The 18,294-nt window shown below is 45.7% G+C and carries 14 protein-coding genes and 1 pseudogene; 14 read left to right on the top strand and 1 reads right to left on the bottom strand.

The features are described 5' to 3' along the window. Positions 1-254 precede the first annotated feature (254 nt). A pseudogene (locus C232_RS0111075) lies at positions 255-581 on the bottom strand (GNAT family N-acetyltransferase); the annotation flags it as partial. A gap of 328 nt (positions 582-909) precedes the next feature. Between C232_RS0111075 and bshC the strand changes: the two are divergent. The 14 genes from bshC (at position 910) to ftsA (ending at position 18,279) form a co-directional block, all read left to right on the top strand. Next, positions 910-2,529 carry a bacillithiol biosynthesis cysteine-adding enzyme BshC gene (gene bshC, locus C232_RS0111065; RefSeq protein ID WP_018664087.1) on the top strand — a complete coding sequence of 540 codons (1,620 nt, stop codon included), beginning with the start codon at positions 910-912 and terminating at the stop codon, positions 2,527-2,529. 139 nt (positions 2,530-2,668) lie between these two features. Continuing rightward, positions 2,669-3,100 carry a division/cell wall cluster transcriptional repressor MraZ gene (gene mraZ, locus C232_RS0111060; protein ID WP_018664086.1) on the top strand — a complete coding sequence of 144 codons (432 nt, stop codon included), beginning with the start codon at positions 2,669-2,671 and terminating at the stop codon, positions 3,098-3,100. Between the two features lie 26 nt (positions 3,101-3,126). After that, positions 3,127-4,059 carry a 16S rRNA (cytosine(1402)-N(4))-methyltransferase RsmH gene (rsmH, locus tag C232_RS0111055; RefSeq protein ID WP_018664085.1) on the top strand — a complete coding sequence of 311 codons (933 nt, stop codon included), beginning with the start codon at positions 3,127-3,129 and terminating at the stop codon, positions 4,057-4,059. A gap of 22 nt (positions 4,060-4,081) precedes the next feature. Next, a complete protein-coding gene (gene ftsL / locus C232_RS0111050; protein WP_018664084.1) occupies positions 4,082-4,447 on the top strand; it encodes a cell division protein FtsL in 366 nt (121 codons plus the stop codon). Beyond that, complete coding sequence (locus tag C232_RS0111045) at positions 4,444-6,585, top strand: penicillin-binding protein (RefSeq protein ID WP_018664083.1); 2,142 nt, start codon at positions 4,444-4,446, stop codon at positions 6,583-6,585. The genes ftsL and C232_RS0111045 overlap by 4 nt, the downstream gene beginning before the upstream one ends. A gap of 263 nt (positions 6,586-6,848) precedes the next feature. Continuing rightward, on the top strand, positions 6,849-8,765 hold the full coding sequence (locus C232_RS0111040) for a stage V sporulation protein D (protein ID WP_018664082.1): 1,917 nt from the start codon (positions 6,849-6,851) through the stop codon (positions 8,763-8,765). 325 nt (positions 8,766-9,090) lie between these two features. Continuing rightward, positions 9,091-10,548: a UDP-N-acetylmuramoyl-L-alanyl-D-glutamate--2,6-diaminopimelate ligase gene (locus C232_RS0111035; RefSeq protein ID WP_018664081.1), complete on the top strand. Its 1,458-nt coding sequence runs from the start codon at positions 9,091-9,093 to the stop codon at positions 10,546-10,548. A 5-nt stretch (positions 10,549-10,553) separates the two neighbouring features. Next, complete coding sequence (locus C232_RS0111030; RefSeq protein ID WP_018664080.1) at positions 10,554-11,000, top strand: hypothetical protein; 447 nt, start codon at positions 10,554-10,556, stop codon at positions 10,998-11,000. Further along, positions 10,997-11,971, top strand: coding sequence for a phospho-N-acetylmuramoyl-pentapeptide-transferase (mraY, locus tag C232_RS0111025; protein ID WP_026314583.1), 975 nt, complete (start codon positions 10,997-10,999; stop codon positions 11,969-11,971). Before C232_RS0111030 ends, mraY begins: the two co-directional genes overlap by 4 nt. A 2-nt stretch (positions 11,972-11,973) precedes the next feature. Next, the gene (murD, locus tag C232_RS0111020) at positions 11,974-13,329 is read left to right on the top strand and encodes a UDP-N-acetylmuramoyl-L-alanine--D-glutamate ligase (RefSeq protein WP_018664078.1); all 1,356 of its coding nucleotides are present in this window, start codon (positions 11,974-11,976) and stop codon (positions 13,327-13,329) included. A 128-nt stretch (positions 13,330-13,457) separates the two neighbouring features. Then, positions 13,458-14,558: a stage V sporulation protein E gene (spoVE, locus tag C232_RS0111015; RefSeq protein ID WP_018664077.1), complete on the top strand. Its 1,101-nt coding sequence runs from the start codon at positions 13,458-13,460 to the stop codon at positions 14,556-14,558. Between the two features lie 202 nt (positions 14,559-14,760). Further along, entirely contained in the window at positions 14,761-15,861 is a 1,101-nt protein-coding gene (gene murG / locus C232_RS0111010; protein WP_018664076.1) for an undecaprenyldiphospho-muramoylpentapeptide beta-N-acetylglucosaminyltransferase, read from the top strand. Positions 15,862-15,895: 34 nt separating this feature from the next. Beyond that, a complete protein-coding gene (locus C232_RS0111005; RefSeq protein ID WP_018664075.1) occupies positions 15,896-16,663 on the top strand; it encodes a cell division protein FtsQ/DivIB in 768 nt (255 codons plus the stop codon). A gap of 332 nt (positions 16,664-16,995) precedes the next feature. Continuing rightward, positions 16,996-18,279, top strand: a complete 1,284-nt coding sequence (gene ftsA, locus C232_RS0110995) for a cell division protein FtsA (RefSeq protein WP_018664073.1) — start codon at positions 16,996-16,998, stop codon at positions 18,277-18,279. Positions 18,280-18,294 lie beyond the last annotated feature (15 nt).

Here is an 18,294-nt window from a genome sequence, read left to right as displayed (position 1 = left end):
CATCAACAAGATTTGTACCCACTGTCTACTTTACGGAGCACAAAACAGGCATCGAATCATTGACGATCATATGGTAAAACGTGTGATTGAAGGGGAACTTTCGTGAAATGACAATGATTTAAATTTAAGTATTAAACTCATAGGGGAAGCCACAATAAAGCGCAAACTGGCTTCCCCCTTAATTGACAACAATTCCGTCAATTTCTGGACAAATAACACCGTCAATTTCCTGCCATTTTGGGGCGCCAGTAACACCCGAAACTTTTTGCAAAATCAACGAGTGCTTTGCCATAGTTTTTATACTGATAGTTTGGCAGTACCTCAAGTTTCCATAGCTCCAGAAACTTTTGAGGGGGGTCAAAATATAAATCATACTTGGCATCCCGTTCATACAGGCTCATCCTGGCTACCAGTTTATCGGCAAAATAAATGCCGTAAAATGGTGAATCACAATTATCTTCTATTATATTATCCTGTAAATCTTCGAGCATGGACAGTTCCTGCGCGCCGTACTCTTTGAACTGTTTAAATTCTTCAAGTGTTTTGTAGTTGATTTTCAATTTTTCCACTTTATATGGCATCACAATTCCCCCATCCCGTGTTCATGGCCCTTTTCGTTCGATCAATGCGCCTTGTCACCAAGTTGCTTATAAAAAACCTGTTGATACAATCATTATATAACAATCAGGTATGGAAATTAAAGAATTACGTGTAAGCGATCGCATAAAATGATTTTATGCGCTGTTTACCGCCTGCAGGGCTGGAAAACCGCTGCCGGTTGCAAGCGCCCTCTGCAGGATGGTAAAGGGTCTGGAACAGCAAAAACAGAGCAGGCTTTTTTTCTTTTTGAGGCAAAGATGCTATACTCAATGGGAAATCTATGACGACATAGAAAGGAAGAATCATTGGATGGAACTGGAAAACCTTTCAATTCCAGCAACGAATCGGTTTGCTTCCCTTTACTTAGAACAAAAACCCCCTGTAAAGGATTTTTTTCATTACGATATCATGGCCCCTTCTGTTTTTCGAAGAAGATTGGAAGATATACAGAAAAGAACGTTTAACCGGGAAAGACTTGCGGATTGTATAGAACAATATATGAAGAAATTCAGCATCACCCCGGAAGTGCGGCAGTCCCTGCAAAAACTCAGACAGCAGAATGCCGTGGTTGTAATCGGCGGCCAGCAGGCGGGGCTGTTAACTGGCCCGCTCTATACAATTCATAAACTGGTTTCAGTCATCCAGCTGGCGCAAAAGCAGGAGCAGGCTTTGCATTTACCGGTGGTGCCCGTATTTTGGATTGCCGGGGAAGATCATGACTACCTGGAAGTCAATCATGTCTATGTAGAGGAAGAAAGAAATTTATTGAAAGTAAGTTATGCAGAGGGACCGCTGCAGAAAAAAATGATTTCCGATACAAAACTTGATCCGGCCCATCTCAAAAAATGGATACATAAAGTGTTTGAACATTTTGGTGAAACCGCGCACACCAGGACAGTGCTGTCAAAACTGGATGCCATTGCAGACCGTGCGGAAAATATGACCGAAGCTTTTGCCATGACAGTTCATGAGCTTTTCCATGCTTACGGCGTCCTGCTGATTGATTCCGCTGATCCAAAGCTGCGGAAACTGGAAACCCCTTTTTTTGAAAAAATTATCGATCACTTCGATGAAATTACAGAAGCGGTGCACGCACAGCAGGAAGAAATCGCGCGCTACGAGTTTCCAAAAGCCATTGACATTTCCGCTGATGCATTGAATCTTTTCTATTACGATGGGCATGAGCGAATCTTATTGGAATATAACCGCGCAAAAAACGGTTTTTCAGGGAAAAATGGGCGTGTATTTTTCACGAAAGCGGAACTGCTTGCCTTATGCAGTTCCAAGCCGGAAGTGCTGAGCAACAATGTGGTTACCCGCCCGCTTATGCAGGAATGGCTGTTTCCGACGTTAGCCTTTATTGGCGGCCCCGGGGAAATTGCCTACTGGGGCGAATTGAAACAGGTGTTTGAACAGTTTGGTTTCAGCATGCCGCCCTTGGTGCCGCGCCTTAATATCACGCTTTTGGAACGTTCGGTACAAAGCGACATCGAAGAGCTGGCACTCGATACCGGGGCGGTTTTGAAGCGGGGGACAACTGAAGAACGGCAGCAATATTGGGATGCCATTAAAGATGACACGCTTGAGGGCCTGATCAGAGAAACAGAAACGATGCTATCCTCCCAGTATGACAAAATTCTTGCAGCCATCGGAAAAGGGCTGCAGCCGCTTGCCCGTAAAAATCTCAGCTTTCATCTCGGGCAGCTGGCATTTTTGGAAAGAAAAGCAAACGAAGAAATCAAGAGAAAGCATGATGTGATGCTTGAAAAATATGCGCGCATTGAACGCGCACTGCGGCCGGAGGGTACGCCGCAGGAACGGGTGTGGAATGTGTTTTATTTCATCAATCAATACGGCGGCGAATTTATCAATGCGCTGATGTCACTCGATTATACGTTTGACGGCACGCATAAACTGATCCGCATTTAACCGGCTTCTTTTTTCGAGCCGGTTTTTTTCGTGCTGGAAAGAAGGAGATTTCAAGCTTTGGGAGAATATAAAAATATAGGTGGTGAAAGGTGGGGGATTGTGGTAAATTATTAATATGAAGTGGGAGGTCGCAAAGGCTATGTTCATGGGAGAGTACCGTCACAACATTGATATCAAAGGCCGGCTGATTGTCCCGGCGAAATTCCGTGAACAGTTAGGCGACACCTTTGTCATCACCCGCGGGCTCGACCGCTGCGTTTTCGGCTATCCCATGGAAGAATGGAAACAAGTTGAAGAAAAATTAAAATCCCTCCCATTAACCAAAAAAGATGCCCGCGCATTTACAAGGTTCTTTTTCTCGGGGGCGACCGAATGCGAGCGGGACAAGCAGGGGCGCATTAATATCCCGGCGCCGCTTCTTCAGTACGCTCAGTTGGAAAAAGAATGTGTCGTGCTGGGGGTTTCCAATCGAATTGAGATTTGGAGCAAGGAATTGTGGGAAGAATATTTTTCAAAATCAGAGGACTCTTTTGCGGAGATCGCAGAGAATCTTATCGATTTTGATCTATAGCCATTTCGATTGGATAGGTGATACGTATGTTTGAACACACAACTGTCTTATTAAAAGAGACAGTCGACGGCTTAAACGTGCAGCCGGACGGCATTTATGCGGACTGTACGCTCGGCGGCGGCGGCCATAGTGAATACTTGCTTTCAAAATTATCGCACAAGGGCCATGTTTATGCTTTCGACCAGGATGAAACAGCAATCGCCCATGCAAAACAAAAATTACAGCGCTATGAAAACCAAATCACATTTATCAAAAGCAATTTCCGGTTTTTGAAAGAAGAATTGGAGAATCTGGGTGTAAATGGTGTTGACGGGGTTTTATACGATTTAGGGGTATCAAGCCCGCAGCTGGACACACCGGAACGCGGATTCAGCTACCATTATGACGCGCCACTTGATATGAGGATGGACCTGGATGCGGCTTTAACAGCGTACGATGTTGTGAATGAATGGCCGTATGAGGATTTGGTCCGCATCTTTTTCCGGTACGGGGAGGAGAAATTCTCCAAGCAGATTGCCCGCAAAATAGAGGCACACCGGAAAAAAGAACTGATTCAAACAACTGGCCAGCTTGCTGATATCATTAAAGAAGCGATACCGGCGCCGGCGCGAAGAAAGGGCGGCCATCCTGCCAAACGGGTTTTCCAGGCGATCCGTATAGCTGTCAATGACGAACTGGGCGCATTTGAGGATTCGCTGACGGCGGCCATTTCCCTGTTGAACCCGCATGGCAGAATCAGTGTCATTACGTTCCACTCATTGGAAGATCGGATCTGCAAAACGATTTTTAAAGAGAAAAGCCGTATGAAAGACCTGCCGCATGGGCTGCCGGTGATTCCGGAAGGTTATGAACCGGAGTTAAAATTAATCACGAGAAAACCAATTGTTCCAAGCGAGAAAGAGTTGGAAATCAACAACCGGTCAAGATCGGCCAAACTGCGCATCGCAGAAAAATGTTAAAAATTCAGGAGGAGGGAGCTTATTGAGTAATTTAGCCAGACAACCCAAAACATCTTCGGAAACGCAGACGCAGAAACAGGTTGAAGTTCAGCAGCAGCCTTTAAAAAGAAGAGCGCAGATCACTTTAGGGGAAAAAATCATCGCAAGTATTTTTGCCTTATTTGTCGTGTTTATGGCCGTCAAAATTATCTCAACGGAAGCTGCCATCTACAATGTCAATAAATCGATTGAAGATACGAAAACAACGATCAATAGCAAAAATAAAGCCGTCGATGATTTGAAAATGCAGGTAAGTGATTTAAGCCGGTATGACCGCATCTACAAAAAAGCCAAAGAACTTGGATTAAAGCTTGATGAAAATAATGTCAAGGTTGTTGAAAATAAATGAGATCCAAAAAACTGAATACAAATAAGGGGGCAGCGATATTATTTATAATATTCGGTCTGCTCTTTTTTATCTTAATCGTGCGTTTTTTAACCATTCAGATTACGGGTCAAGTGGATGGCAAAGTACTGGCTGCAAAAGCCGCACAAAAGTACATGCGGACCAATGTGATTGAAGCCAGCCGGGGAAATATTTACGACAGCCAGGGGGAAGTGATTGCCGAAAATGTGGTCTCCTACAAATTAGTGGCGATCTTAAGCCCGAAAGCAACGATTGACCCCAGCCATCCGAAGCATGTGACCCATCCCCGAAAAGCAGCTGAAGAATTGGCTAAATATATCGATATGCCGGAATCGCAAATTTACGATTTGCTGACCAGAAAAGGAAAGTACCAAGTCGAGTTTGGAAAAGCCGGGCAGGACATTTCCTATGATTTAAAAAACAAAATTGAAAAACTAAAGCTTCCCGGCATTACGTTCGAGGCCAGTTCCAAACGTGCCTATCCCAACGGCTCATTTGCCTCCCATCTGGTCGGCTATGCGCAAAAAAACGGCGACAATGGCCAGCTGCAAGGCAAGATGGGCATTGAACAAAGCTTGAATCGTGTCCTGCAGGGGAAAGATGGAAAAATCCGCTATGAAGGGGATTTTTGGGGGTATATTTTGCCAAATTCAAGCAATCAAGTAACAAAACCGAAAAATGGTGAAAATGTCTACCTCACGATTGATAAAAAAATCCAATCTTTTTTGGAAGACGCAATGAGCAAAGTACAGAAAGAATACAATCCGAAAAAGATGATCGTTGTCGTGGCCGATCCGAAAACAGGGAAGATCTTAGGGATGGGGCAGCGGCCGGACTTTGATCCCGAAACCAAAACAGGCCTGAATAATTCCTGGCATAATGAAGCGGTAGAGACGGCCTATGAACCGGGATCAACAATGAAAATTTTCACGTTGGCAGCAGCCGTCCAGGAAGGCGTTTTTAATCCGAATGCTACCTATAAATCCGGGGAGTTCCATGTTAAGAACGTCCCAAATCCGATTAAAGACCATAACGGCGGCGTTGGCTGGGGCAGGATTACCTTCCTTGAGGGCCTGCAGCGCTCGTCCAATGTCGCATTTGCCACGCTGCTTGATTCAATTAAACAGGATAAGTTTAAGCAGTATTTAAAAGCATTTGGTTTCGGGCAGCAGACAAAGATCGGCCTGCCAAATGAAGCTTCCGGGAAAATCCTCTATCAATATCCGGTCGAACGGTATACAACTACATTCGGCCAGGGCACGACCGTCACCGCCTTGCAGATGGTACAGGCGGCAACGGCAGTCGCCAATGACGGGAAAATGATGAAACCCTATGTGGTCGATAAAATTGTTCATCCCGCTACCGGGAAAGTAATCAAAGCCAAACCGGTTGTTGCGGGAAATCCGATTACAGCAGCAACCGCTAAAAAGGTACGTGATTATTTGCGGACGGTTGTGACAAACAAAAAAACAGGAACCGGCACCGCCTATAATATCCCGGGGTATTCTGTTACCGGCAAAACCGGTACCGCGCAAATCCCGAATCCAAACGGGAGCGGTTATTTATACGGGACAGACAATTATATTTTTTCTTTTTTGGGCATGGCGCCAAAGAATGATCCGAAGTTAATCGTCTATGCGGTTGTCCAGCAGCCGCATTTAAAAGCCGGCAAGCTCGGATCAGAACCGGTCAAGGAATTGTTCAACCCGGTGATGAAAAACAGCCTGCAGTACTTAAACATTAAACCGGGAAAAATGGAAACCGTAAAGGCAGCTACGCTTCCGGATTTAACCGGCACAGGCGTTTCAGAAGCGGCTGAAAAAGTAAAGGAATTGCAACTCACGCCGGTTGTATTGGGGGACGGCGATACTGTGCAAACACAGCTGCCGGCTAAAGAAAAGAAGATGCTGCAAAACGAAAAAGTGCTGCTCAAAACCAATGGATCCGAAACCGTCCCTGATTTTAAAGGCTGGGCAAAGCGTGATGTAATGAATGCAGCCAAACTGTTGGGGCTGAAACTGAACATGAACGGCGAAGGTTACGCAGTCTCGCAAAGCATCACCGCAAGATCGAAAGTAAAACCGGATCAAACGCTCACTGTGCAATTTAAAAAACCATAACGGAACAATCCATGGCAAGCCTGGAATTTCAGGGCTTGCCTTTTGTGTGCGCTGAAATAGTTGCCCGCTGCCAAATTCCCGGTCTGAAGCCGTTTCACCGCCGCGCGTCCCATAGAGGTACTATGTGGAAAAGTACAAGCATATAATCTGGCATACAGAAAAAATGTCCATTCTGGTATTGGCTTATTCAACGCTGCAGTAGATAAAAAGCTGATTACGGGGCTGAAAACATAGGCAGACAGTACGAGTGAGGAGGCGCGGTTTTGAAGCGTGTATCAAATGTAACGGTAAGAAAACGGCTTGTTTTTGTACTACTTTTCGGAATCGTGATATTCAGTATTATCGACGCCAGGTTGGGGTATGTACAATTTGCTTTAGGCGATATGCTGACAAACAGGGCAAAAGAACTTTGGAGCAGGAGCATTCCTTTTGAAGGGGAACGCGGGAAAATTGAGGATCGGAACGGGGTGGCAATTGCGTCCAATCAAAGCGCACCGACGATTTTTGTGCTCCCCAGACAGATCAAAGACCCGGCAGAAACGGCTGAAAAACTCGGGCTGGCGTTAGGTACCGACAAAGAAAAAATTTATAAGGAAATTACGAAAGCCACTTTGATTGTCAGGATCAAAGAAGGGAGAAAAATATCCAACGAAAAAGCGAATACTGTGCGTAATTTAAGATTGCCCGGCGTATATATTGCGGAGGATTCCAAACGATACTATCCGTTTGGGCGGTACTTATCCCATGTTCTCGGTTTTACCGGTTCAGATAACCAGGGCCTGACCGGTCTGGAACTGTATTATGATGATGTGCTGAGCGGAAAAAAAGGGGCGGTGGAGTTTTATACCGATGCGAAAGGCAAGCAGAAAATGTCGGATATGTCGGATGAATATGAAGCGCCGAAAGACGGCCTGGATTTAAAACTAACGGTCGATACAAAAGTACAAACGATTATTGAACGGGAATTGGACAATGCGGAAAAGAAATACCACCCTGATGGCTTGATTGCCATTGCCATGAATCCGAACACCGGTGAACTTCTCGGCATGTCAAGCCGGCCGACCTACCAGCCGGACAAATATAGAAATGTATCACAGGAAGTATATAACCGCAATCTCCCAATATGGAGCACATATGAGCCGGGGTCTACATTTAAAATCATTACGCTTGCGGCCGCACTTGAAGAAAAGAAAGTTGACTTGGAAAAAGATAAGTTTTACGATTCCGGCGCTGTGGAAGTCGGCGGGTCGACGCTGCATTGTTGGAAAAGGGGAGGCCATGGCAGTGAGACCTTCCTCGAAGTGGTTCAAAATTCCTGCAACCCGGGTTTTGTGGAATTAGGGGAAAGACTGGGGAAAAAGGCGCTATTTGATTATATCCACAATTTTGGCTTCGGAAAAAGGACCGGCGTCGATCTTTCGGGTGAAGCTTCCGGGATTTTGTTTAACCTGAACCGTGTCGGTCCGGTCGAATTGGCGACGACTGCTTTCGGGCAGGGGGTATCCGTGACGCCGATCCAGCAGGTAGCCGCAGTGTCGGCAGCAGTGAACGGCGGGATTCTATACAAACCGTATATTGCTAAGGAACTGGTGGATCCCTCAACAGGAGAAGTGGTGATGCGGAAGACGCCTGTTGCCAAGAAAAGGGTGATCTCGGAAAACACATCGAAACAAATCCGCTATGCGCTGGAAACGGTTGTTGCGCAGGGTACCGGTAAAAATGCCTATGTCGACGGTTACCGGGTCGGCGGAAAAACAGGGACTGCCCAGAAAGCAAAAAACGGGCGTTATTTGGAAAACAACTACGTGCTGTCTTTTATCGGGTTTGCGCCTGCCAACAATCCGAAAATTGTCGTTTATCTGGCTGTTGATAACCCGAAAAACACAGTCCAGTTCGGGGGCCAGGTCGCTGCGCCGATCGCCGGCACGATTATCGGCGACAGCCTGCGTGCGATGGGTGTAAAGCCAAGCAAGAATCAAATAGAAAAAGAAAAGAGTTATTTCGAAACACCTTCCGTCAAAGTCCCCAATTTAATCGGGCAGTCAAAAGATGAGATCGTCAACGGCTACTACGATTTTAAACTGGATATCAGCGGCAGCGGCAGCAAAGTCGTCAAACAGTCCCCGGAACCCGGCACAAAAGTCGAAGAGGGCTCGACGATCAGGCTACTGATGAAATAAGAAAAAACAACATCGTGCGCGCCCACTGCGATTGGAAAGGCTTATAGCGCGTGGACCTGTGGCAGTTCGAAATGATCTCGCCACCGGGCCCGCCCTTTGACTTTACTGACAGCAGGTTAGCCTGATACGATTTTTCCTGTCGCCGGCGCCTTTTTTTGGGGAGCTTTAAACACCATGAAAAAATGGAAAGGCTTTAGCGAAAACTTTTTTAAAATATCTCCTGTGCTTCATAGCTTAATGGGCTATTTTTATGTAAAATAGAAAGGGACTGTGTTAGAATGGCAACTTGAGTTACATTGCTTGCTGCAGGAAGGGTTGAAATGAAATGAAATTACATACATTAATACGCGCGCTGCCGTTTGCACATCTACCAAAAGAAAATCCTGAAATTAGCGGCCTCGCCCAGGATAACCGGCTTGTAACAGAAAACAGCCTGTTTATCTGCATCAAAGGCTGGACGGTTGACGGGCATGAATTTGCCAAAGATGCCGTTGCAAGAGGAGCTGCGGCTGTTTTGGCAGAAAAGCCGATGGAGCTCGGTGTTCCGGTCATTGTTGTAAAAGACACAAAACGGGCAATGGCGATTCTATCGGATGTTTTTTACGGCCAGCCTTCACGCCAATTGCATATGGTCGGCATTACCGGCACGAACGGGAAAACAACAACAAGCCATATTATTGAAAAAATCTACCGTGACGCGGGCAGATGCACCGGCCTGATCGGCACCATGTATATGAAAATCGGTGATGAAACCTTTAAAACCAAAAATACAACTCCGGACAGCTTAACCTTGCAAAAAACTTTCCATGAAATGGTGGAAAAACATGTAACAGACTGTGTCATGGAGGTATCTTCCCATGCGCTCATTCAGGGCAGGGTACATGGCTGTGATTACGATATTGCGGTATTTACAAATCTTACGCAGGACCATCTCGATTATCACAAGACAATGGCGGAATACCGGCGCGCCAAGAGTTTATTATTTTCGCAACTAGGCAATTCTTATAATCAAAACAAACCGAAATATGCCGTTTTAAATGCGGATGATCCGGCCTCAAAGGAATTTGAACAAGTGACGGCAGCGCCGGTCGTTACTTATGGGATTGATGCGCCTGCCGACTTCATGGCGAAAAATATTGACATGCATGCGCACGGTACCACTTTTACGCTTGTCACACCGTATGAAGAACAGGAAGTGAATCTGCAGCTGGTTGGAAAATTCAGCGTGTATAATGTGCTGGCTGCGGTTGCTGCGGGCTGTATCTCCAATGTTCCGCTTTCCTCGATTGTGAAATCAGTGGAAGAAATGGAAGGCGTCAGGGGCCGCTTTGAACTTGTAAAAGGCGGACAGGATTTTACGGTGATTGTGGATTATGCCCATACCCCTGACAGCCTTGAAAATGTATTGAAAACTGTACAGCAGTTCGCAAAGAAAAAAATCTTTGTTGTTGTCGGCTGCGGCGGGGACCGCGATAAAACAAAACGTCCGGTCATGGCAAAAATTGCCTGTCAATATGCAACCGATGCAATTTTTACATCGGATAATCCGCGCAGCGAAGACCCGCTTGAAATCCTGCGCGAAATGGAAGCAGGCGTAAAAGGATTGGCATATGATGTCATTCCCGACCGCAGGGAAGCGATTAAAACAGCTGTCAGCCGCGCGCAGAAAGGGGATGTTGTCATCATTGCCGGAAAAGGCCATGAGACTTATCAGATCATTGGTAGTGAAGTACATGATTTTGATGACAGAAAAGTAGCGCTGGACATGATAAAGGAGCGGTGAAGCCATTGTTATCTTACGGGGACGTCTATCGTCATTTCAGTCACATCCGCGGCGTAAAAGATTTGGAAATGCACTTTCAAACTGTCTGCATATTTGCTGATGAAAGGCAGCCGAAGGGATTATACATCCCGCTTGCCGGAAAAGCGGATATAAACCGGGCGATTGAAAACGGAGCAATTGCGGCGCTTTGGCAAAAAGATGTGCCGGTTCCCCGCAACATTCCCAATGATTTTCCGCTTTTTGCAGCGGATAATCTTGCCGGCGGATTTTTAAAGGTCATGCAGCATTATATAAATCAATTAGAAAGTAAGGATCGTGAAATGAAGACATCATTTATTTTTTATGCACCGGATGGCAAATCCGAACCTTATACATATGACTTGTCAGCAGCAAGTACGCGGCAGTTACTGGCTCGTGCTGCGCGCCAAATGGAAGGGAGGGGGCGGGCATGATGGAGCAGGTCATCTTTTTTACGACATTGATGGCATTTTTAATTTCCGTGCTGTTGTCCCCCATTTTTATCCCTTTTTTAAGAAGGCTGAAATTCGGGCAGAGTATTCGTGAAGAAGGGCCGAAATCCCACCAGAAAAAATCGGGGACGCCGACCATGGGCGGGGTTGTGATTTTGCTCTCGATTCTGGCCACGACACTTATAATGACCGGGAAATTTGCAGAGCCAACTGTGAAAACGTATTTGCTCCTGCTCGTTACATTCGGGTTTGGGCTATTGGGCTTTCTGGATGATTTCATCAAAGTGGTCATGAAAAGAAACCTGGGTCTGACTTCCAAGCAAAAGCTGCTCGGCCAGATTATTGTTTCGGTGATCTTTTACATGATTTTCAGACAGGCACATTTGTCCTCGGAAGTCTCCATTCCCTTTACAAACGATTCGGTTGATCTCGGCTGGTTTTATGTTGTGCTGATCATTTTCTGGCTTGTCGGGTTCTCCAATGCGGTGAACTTGACGGATGGGCTTGACGGCCTTGTCTCCGGCACAACAGCGATTGCTTTTGGCGCTTTTGCAATTCTGGCGTGGAACCAGTCACAATTTGATATTGCTTTATTCTCAGTCGCTGTCGTTGGTGCTGTGCTCGGCTTTCTTGTCTTTAATGCACACCCGGCAAAAGTGTTTATGGGCGACACCGGATCGCTCGCGCTCGGCGGTGCGATTGCAACGGTGTCGATTTTAACCAATCTGGAAATCCTTCTCATCATTATTGGCGGGGTTTTTGTCATTGAGACCTTGTCTGTCATACTGCAAGTGATATCATTTAAGACGACGGGCAAAAGGATTTTCCGAATGAGCCCGCTGCACCACCATTATGAACTGGCCGGCTGGTCCGAGTGGCGTGTCGTCGTGACATTCTGGGCAGTCGGCCTGCTGTGTGCGATCTTAGGAATCTATATCGAGGTGTGGATGTAAAAATGAAATTAGTAAATGAATACCAGCATAAAAAAGTATTGGTGCTCGGGTTGGCAAAAAGCGGGGTCAGTGCTGCCTCGCTTTTGCATAAACTCGGGGCTTTTGTGACGGTCAATGATTACAAGCCTCTGGAAGAAAATACACAAGCACAGGGGTTGTTGGAACAGGGGATTAAAGTGATTTGCGGCAGCCATCCGATTGAACTTCTGGATGAGGGGTTCGAGCTCATTGTGAAAAACCCGGGGATCCCGTATACGAACCCGTTAGTTGCCGGGGCGATTGCAAAAGGCATCCCGATCATTACCGAGATTGAACTGGCATATAAAATTGCAGAAAGTGAAATCGTCGGCATAACAGGGACAAACGGAAAAACCACGACAACGACATTGATTTATAAAATTTTTGAGGCGGACCGCAATCTTGATCCGTTAATCGCCGGAAATATTGGAACGGTAGCATCAGAAGTGGCGCAAAAAGCAAGGCCGGACCAGCAGATGATCGTGGAATTGTCTTCTTTTCAGCTGATGGGGGTCGAAACCTTCAGGCCGCATATTGCAATCATTACAAATATATATGAAGCCCATCTCGATTACCATGGTACAAAACAAGCCTATGCGAAAGCCAAATCAAATATTACCAGGAACCAGCTCGAATCGGATTATCTGATTTTAAACCATACCCAGCCTGAACTGTGGGATCTTGTTTCATTCACGAAAGCAAAAATTATTCCGTTTTCCACAAAAGAATATTTGCAAGACGGCTGCTCGGTAAAAGACGGCGTGATCACGTGGAAGGGCGAAAAAATAATCAGCCGCAGCGAGATCATGCTCCCGGGTGACCATAATCTCGAAAATATTTTGGCAGCTGTTGCGGCTTCGAAATTAATGGGAGCCGGCAATGAAGCCATCCGCGAAGTATTAACGACATTTAAGGGCGTGAAACACCGCACACAGTATATTGGTGAAATAAATGGGCGCAAGTTTTACAATGATTCAAAGGCAACCAATATCCTTGCCTGCGAAAGTGCGTTAAAAGCGTTTCATCAGCCTGTCATCCTCCTTGCCGGCGGACTTGACCGCGGGAACGGATTCGACGAGTTGATTCCAAGCCTCAAATATGTAAAAGCGTTGATCACTTTCGGAGAAACCGCGCCAAAATTGGAAAGCACCGCTAAAAAAGCGGGAATTGAAACGATTAAACGGGTTGAAAACGTTGAAAAGGCGGTTCTGCCAGCCTATGAATTATCGGAACCGGGAGATGTGGTGCTACTGTCGCCTGCCTGTGCCAGCTGGGACCAGTACAAATCTTTTGAAATTCGTGGTGATATTTTCATTGATGCCGTGCATAAGTTAAGGTAAGGGCTTGGCCAAGGGATCCTTATGTGCAAACATAAGGAAATCGATCAACTCATCGGGTTTTATAGATAGATGGGAGAAATGGACCTTTAAAGACCGGCTCTAATCATTCCTTTCTGAGGTGTTCACGGATGCCATCGAAAAAAACAAATCCCGACCTCTTGCTGATTATTATCACCTTATCATTATTGGCCATTGGCTTAATGATGGTGTACAGCGCAAGTGAAATTGTGGCCGAATACAAGTATAAAGATTCCTTCTACTTTTTAAAGCGCCAGCTGCTATTTGCCGGTCTCGGTGTCGTTGCGATGTTTATGATGTTGAGGGTGGATTACTGGATATGGCGGAGATGGGCAAAACCGATTTTAATCATTTGCTTTGTCCTGCTGATACTCGTATTAATCCCCGGCATCGGGCTGGAGCGGAACGGTTCGCGGAGCTGGATCGGCGTCGGCGCTTTCTCAATCCAGCCTTCCGAGTTTATAAAGATGGCTTTGATTGCTTTTTTGGCCAAGTTTTTATCGGAAAAGCAAAAGTACATTACAACGTTTAAAAAAGGGATGCTGCCGGCCCTGAGCCTTGTCTTTTGCGCATTTGCGATGATTATGCTGCAGCCGGATCTGGGGACAGGGACGGTTATGCTCGGTACCTGCATCATTATGATTTTTGTTTCAGGTGCGCGCATTGCCCATTTCGTGATGCTTGGCCTCGTCGGCTTGGCGGGGTTTGTCGGTTTAATTTTGTCTGCCCCATACAGAATGGACCGGATTACTTCGTTTTTGGATCCATGGTCCAGCCCGCTTGGAACCGGTTTTCAAATTATCCAGTCATTATACGCGATCGGGCCGGGCGGGCTGTTCGGCATGGGCCTTGGGGAAAGCAGACAGAAATTCTTTTACCTCCCCGAGCCGCAAAATGATTTTATTTTCGCAATCCTGTCAGAGGAACTCGGATTTATTGGCGGTACTTTTGTGCTGGTGTTATTCGCGCTTTTGCTGTGGCGCGGCATCCGGATTGCATTGGGGGCGCCTGATCTGTTTGGCAGCCTGCTGGCAGTCGGGATCATTTCGATGATTGCCATCCAGGTCATGATCAACATCAGCGTGGTGATCGGCCTGATTCCCGTTACCGGCATTACGCTCCCGTTTATCAGCTACGGCGGCTCATCGCTGACCCTGATGCTCGTTGCGGTCGGCATACTGCTGAATATCAGCAGGCATTCGCGGATTTAATGCATTATAAAAAGAATCCCTCTATTGATTAAAAGGGATTCTTTTTTTTAATACTACAGATTGGTAACATTTTATTAATAATCCTTTTACTGTATACCCATTGTAGTTTAAAATATAGTATTATAGAAAAATGAATGTTCCAAACATGATATTTTAAATTGTGGCATGTGACAGGAATGTATTTCAGTTTGAGGTGGAAAAAATGAGAATAATTGTAAGCGGCGGCGGAACCGGCGGGCATATATACCCTGCTTTGGCCTTGATTAGAACGATCATGCAGAAACACCCGGATACGGAATGCCTGTACATTGGAACCGAAAAAGGGCTGGAATCCAAACTCGTGCCGCGGGAAAACATCGCGTTCAAGTCAATCCATATTACGGGGTTTAAACGCTCCCTTTCGTTTGAAAATGTAAAAACGGTTGCCCGTTTTATAAAAGGGGTCAGCCGGTGTAAAAAAATGATCAGATCCTTCCAGCCTGATGTGGTAATCGGAACGGGCGGTTATGTGTGCGGGCCTGTTGTGTATGCTGCGGCAAAATTAAAAGTCCCGACCATTATTCATGAACAAAACAGCGTGCCGGGGTTAACGAATAAATTCTTAAGCAGGTATGTCAATAAAGTGGCGATATGCTTTGACTCGGCAAGGGAATTTTTCGATGAAAAAAAAGTTGTGCTGACCGGAAACCCGCGTGCATCTGAAGTGCTTGGGAAAAGCAATAGACAAGTACTGCAGACGTTCGGGCTGAAAGAGCAGCTGCCAACGGTCCTGATCTTCGGCGGCAGCCGGGGAGCCCGCCCGATCAATGAAGCTGTCGTGAAGTCGTTTACCCGTTTTGCACAAAAAAACTATCAGGTCATTTATGTAACGGGGGATGTCCACTACGAGGCAGTTGAAAAAGAAATTGCCCTGGTTGGTGAAAAAGAAAACGTGAAAGTTGTGCCGTTTATCCATAATATGCCTGAGGTGCTGCGTGCAGTTGACCTTGTTGTTTCAAGGGCGGGGGCTACCACACTTGCTGAACTGACAGCGCTTGGCATTCCAAGCATTTTGATCCCGAGCCCGTATGTGACAAACAATCACCAGGAAAAAAACGCCCGGGCGCTATCGGAAAAAGGGGCGGCATTCATGCTGTTGGAAAAAGACTTATCTTCAACCAAACTGATTGAAATGATCGACCGGATTTTATTGGATAAGGACCAAATGATTAAAATGAGAATCGCTTCCCGTAAGCTTGGCATTCCCGATGCATCAGGGCGGCTTTATGAAGTAATGGAAAATTTAACAGCGGTGTCCCATTGATGCCGTGTTGATGGCAAAAGGGGAGGGACTGTAGATGGCCCGGAAAGATAAAACCATTGTTTCAATAGAAGACCGGATCCCGAAATTGAAGCAGCAGCGCCGCCGCAAAACAAACCGGAGGCTGATCGGGCTGTTATCAACCTTCTTTATTCTTGTTGTACTGGTCATTTATCTTCAATCTCCGCTAAGCCGTGTGCATCAAATCAGAGTGGAGGGAAATGAAGCAGTCAGCAGTAAATGGATTATTAAGAAAAGCGGTATCACTACGGGTATGAATATCTGGAATATCCATAAAAATCAAGTGAAAAGAAAGATCGGAACAATCCCTGAAGTTGATACAGTAAAAGTAAGTGTCACCTTTCCAAATAATCTCACCATACATATTCGCGAACACCGGAAAATCGGCTACTTGCAGGAACAAAATCACTTTTTGCCGATCTTGGAGAATGGCCGTATTGTCAGCCGCCCGATTCGGAATATACCAGCGGATAGCGTCATTTTTACGAATTTCAAACAAAATCAAACTTTGCATGAGATGATCCGCCAGCTGCGGAGACTGCCCGGAAAAATTACCCAGTCGATTTCTGAAGTGCGGCATTCTCCTGCCAAAGTCGATGACAAGCTGGTTACCCTGTATATGAACAATGGTTTTGAAGTTAGGGCAAGCATTCCGACATTTGCCGAAAAAATGGCGCATTATCCTTCCATTATCAGCCAGCTTGACCCTGATAAGAAAGGCGTGATTGATCTGGAAGTCGGATCGTATTTCAAATCATACGATTCGCAAAGGTCTGGCAAGTAATCTTTTTAAATTTCGCTTTTCTCAATGTTCATCTTAGTGTAGACTTATATTGAAACCAAAAATTAGAATGAGATGTTTGAAACGTGCACCTTATTTTGCCTGTCCAAAGAATTTATAAAAAGTTCGAAATTAAAAAAGGGTATTTCATTCTTATGAAGAATACTTTCATTATATTATTCTATTGGTTCGGTAAAGCCGGTATTCGGCATGACGAAGGCGGCGATGGACGCCTTGGCATGGTGATTTGAAAATTAAAACGTTTGAGAGCGAATTTCTTTTTATCTTTTGGAAAAATAGATAGTTGATCGAAAGGCAGAGGGAGGTGCCGCAGTATGAACAACAATGAATTCTACGTGAGCCTTGACATCGGTACATCTACCACAAAAGTAATCATTGGCGAGATGGTCAATGATTCATTAAATATAATTGGGGTTGGAAATGTCAGATCGGAAGGCATTAAAAAAGGTTCAATTGTGGATATAGATGAAACCGTACGATCAATCAAAAGAGCAATTGAACAAGCCGAAAGAATGGTTGGCATGGAGATCGGCCAGGTGATTGTCGGAATTGCCAGCAATCATGTTATGCTGCAGCCATGCCATGGAGTAGTGGCTGTACAAAGCGAGAACCGTGAAATTACGGACGGTGACGTGCAAAGGGTAATGGATGCCGCACAGGTACTGTCTATCCCGCCGGAAAAAGAAATTGTAAACGTGATACCGAAGCAATTTATTGTGGACGGGCTGGATGAAATCAATGATCCGCGCGGGATGATTGGTGTCAGACTGGAAATGGAAGGCATTATTGTAACAACTTCCAAGACAATCTTACATAACACACTGCGCTGCGTTGAACGGGCCGGCCTGTCCATCACCGAAATTGTTCTGCAGCCATTGGCGGCCGGGGCGATTGCCCTCTCAAAAGACGAGATGGAACTTGGCACGGTATTAATTGATATCGGCGGCGGCTCGACAACATTAGCAGTTTTCGAGAACGGGCATATCCAGTCAACCAGTGTTTTGCCGATCGGCGGTGACCATATCACAAAAGATTTGTCGATTGTACTCAGAACTTCAACAGAAGATGCGGAAAAAATAAAAATCAAACACGGGCATGCTTACAGCCGGGATGCGCTGGAAGATGAAGTTTTCAGCGTGCAGATTATTGGCAGCGACCAGAAAGAACAATTTAACCAATTACAAATTTCTGATATCATTGAAGCTAGATTAGAAGAAATGTTTATGTTTGTCCAGCAGGAGCTGAAAAACAGCGGTATTCGTGATCTGCCGGGAGGGATCGTTTTAACCGGCGGCACCGCAAATATGCCCGGTGTGTTGGAACTGGCGCAAAGCGTATTCCAAAACCGTGTGAGGGTGGCGATTCCGGATTATATCGGTGTCCGTGAACCCCAGTATACAACAGCGGTAGGATTAATTACGTATGCTTACAAACATGCACGCCTGCAGGGAAGAAATGTTAGTGCTGCTGCTGCAGGACTGGAATACGAAGAAGCACAACCTGTAAAAAATTCCCAGCCGAAACCGAAACAGAAAGCAAAACAGGAAGAAAAAATTTCGACGAAAATGAAAAAATTCTTTGGTTTGTTTTTTGAGTAGCCAATGTAGAAAATG

It is taken from the genome of Heyndrickxia acidiproducens DSM 23148, assembly GCF_000374345.1.
Lineage (GTDB): Bacteria > Bacillota > Bacilli > Bacillales > Bacillaceae_C > Weizmannia > Weizmannia acidiproducens.
The sequence above is the reverse complement of the archived record's forward strand: the minus strand, read 5'-3'. Positions and strand labels throughout refer to the sequence as shown.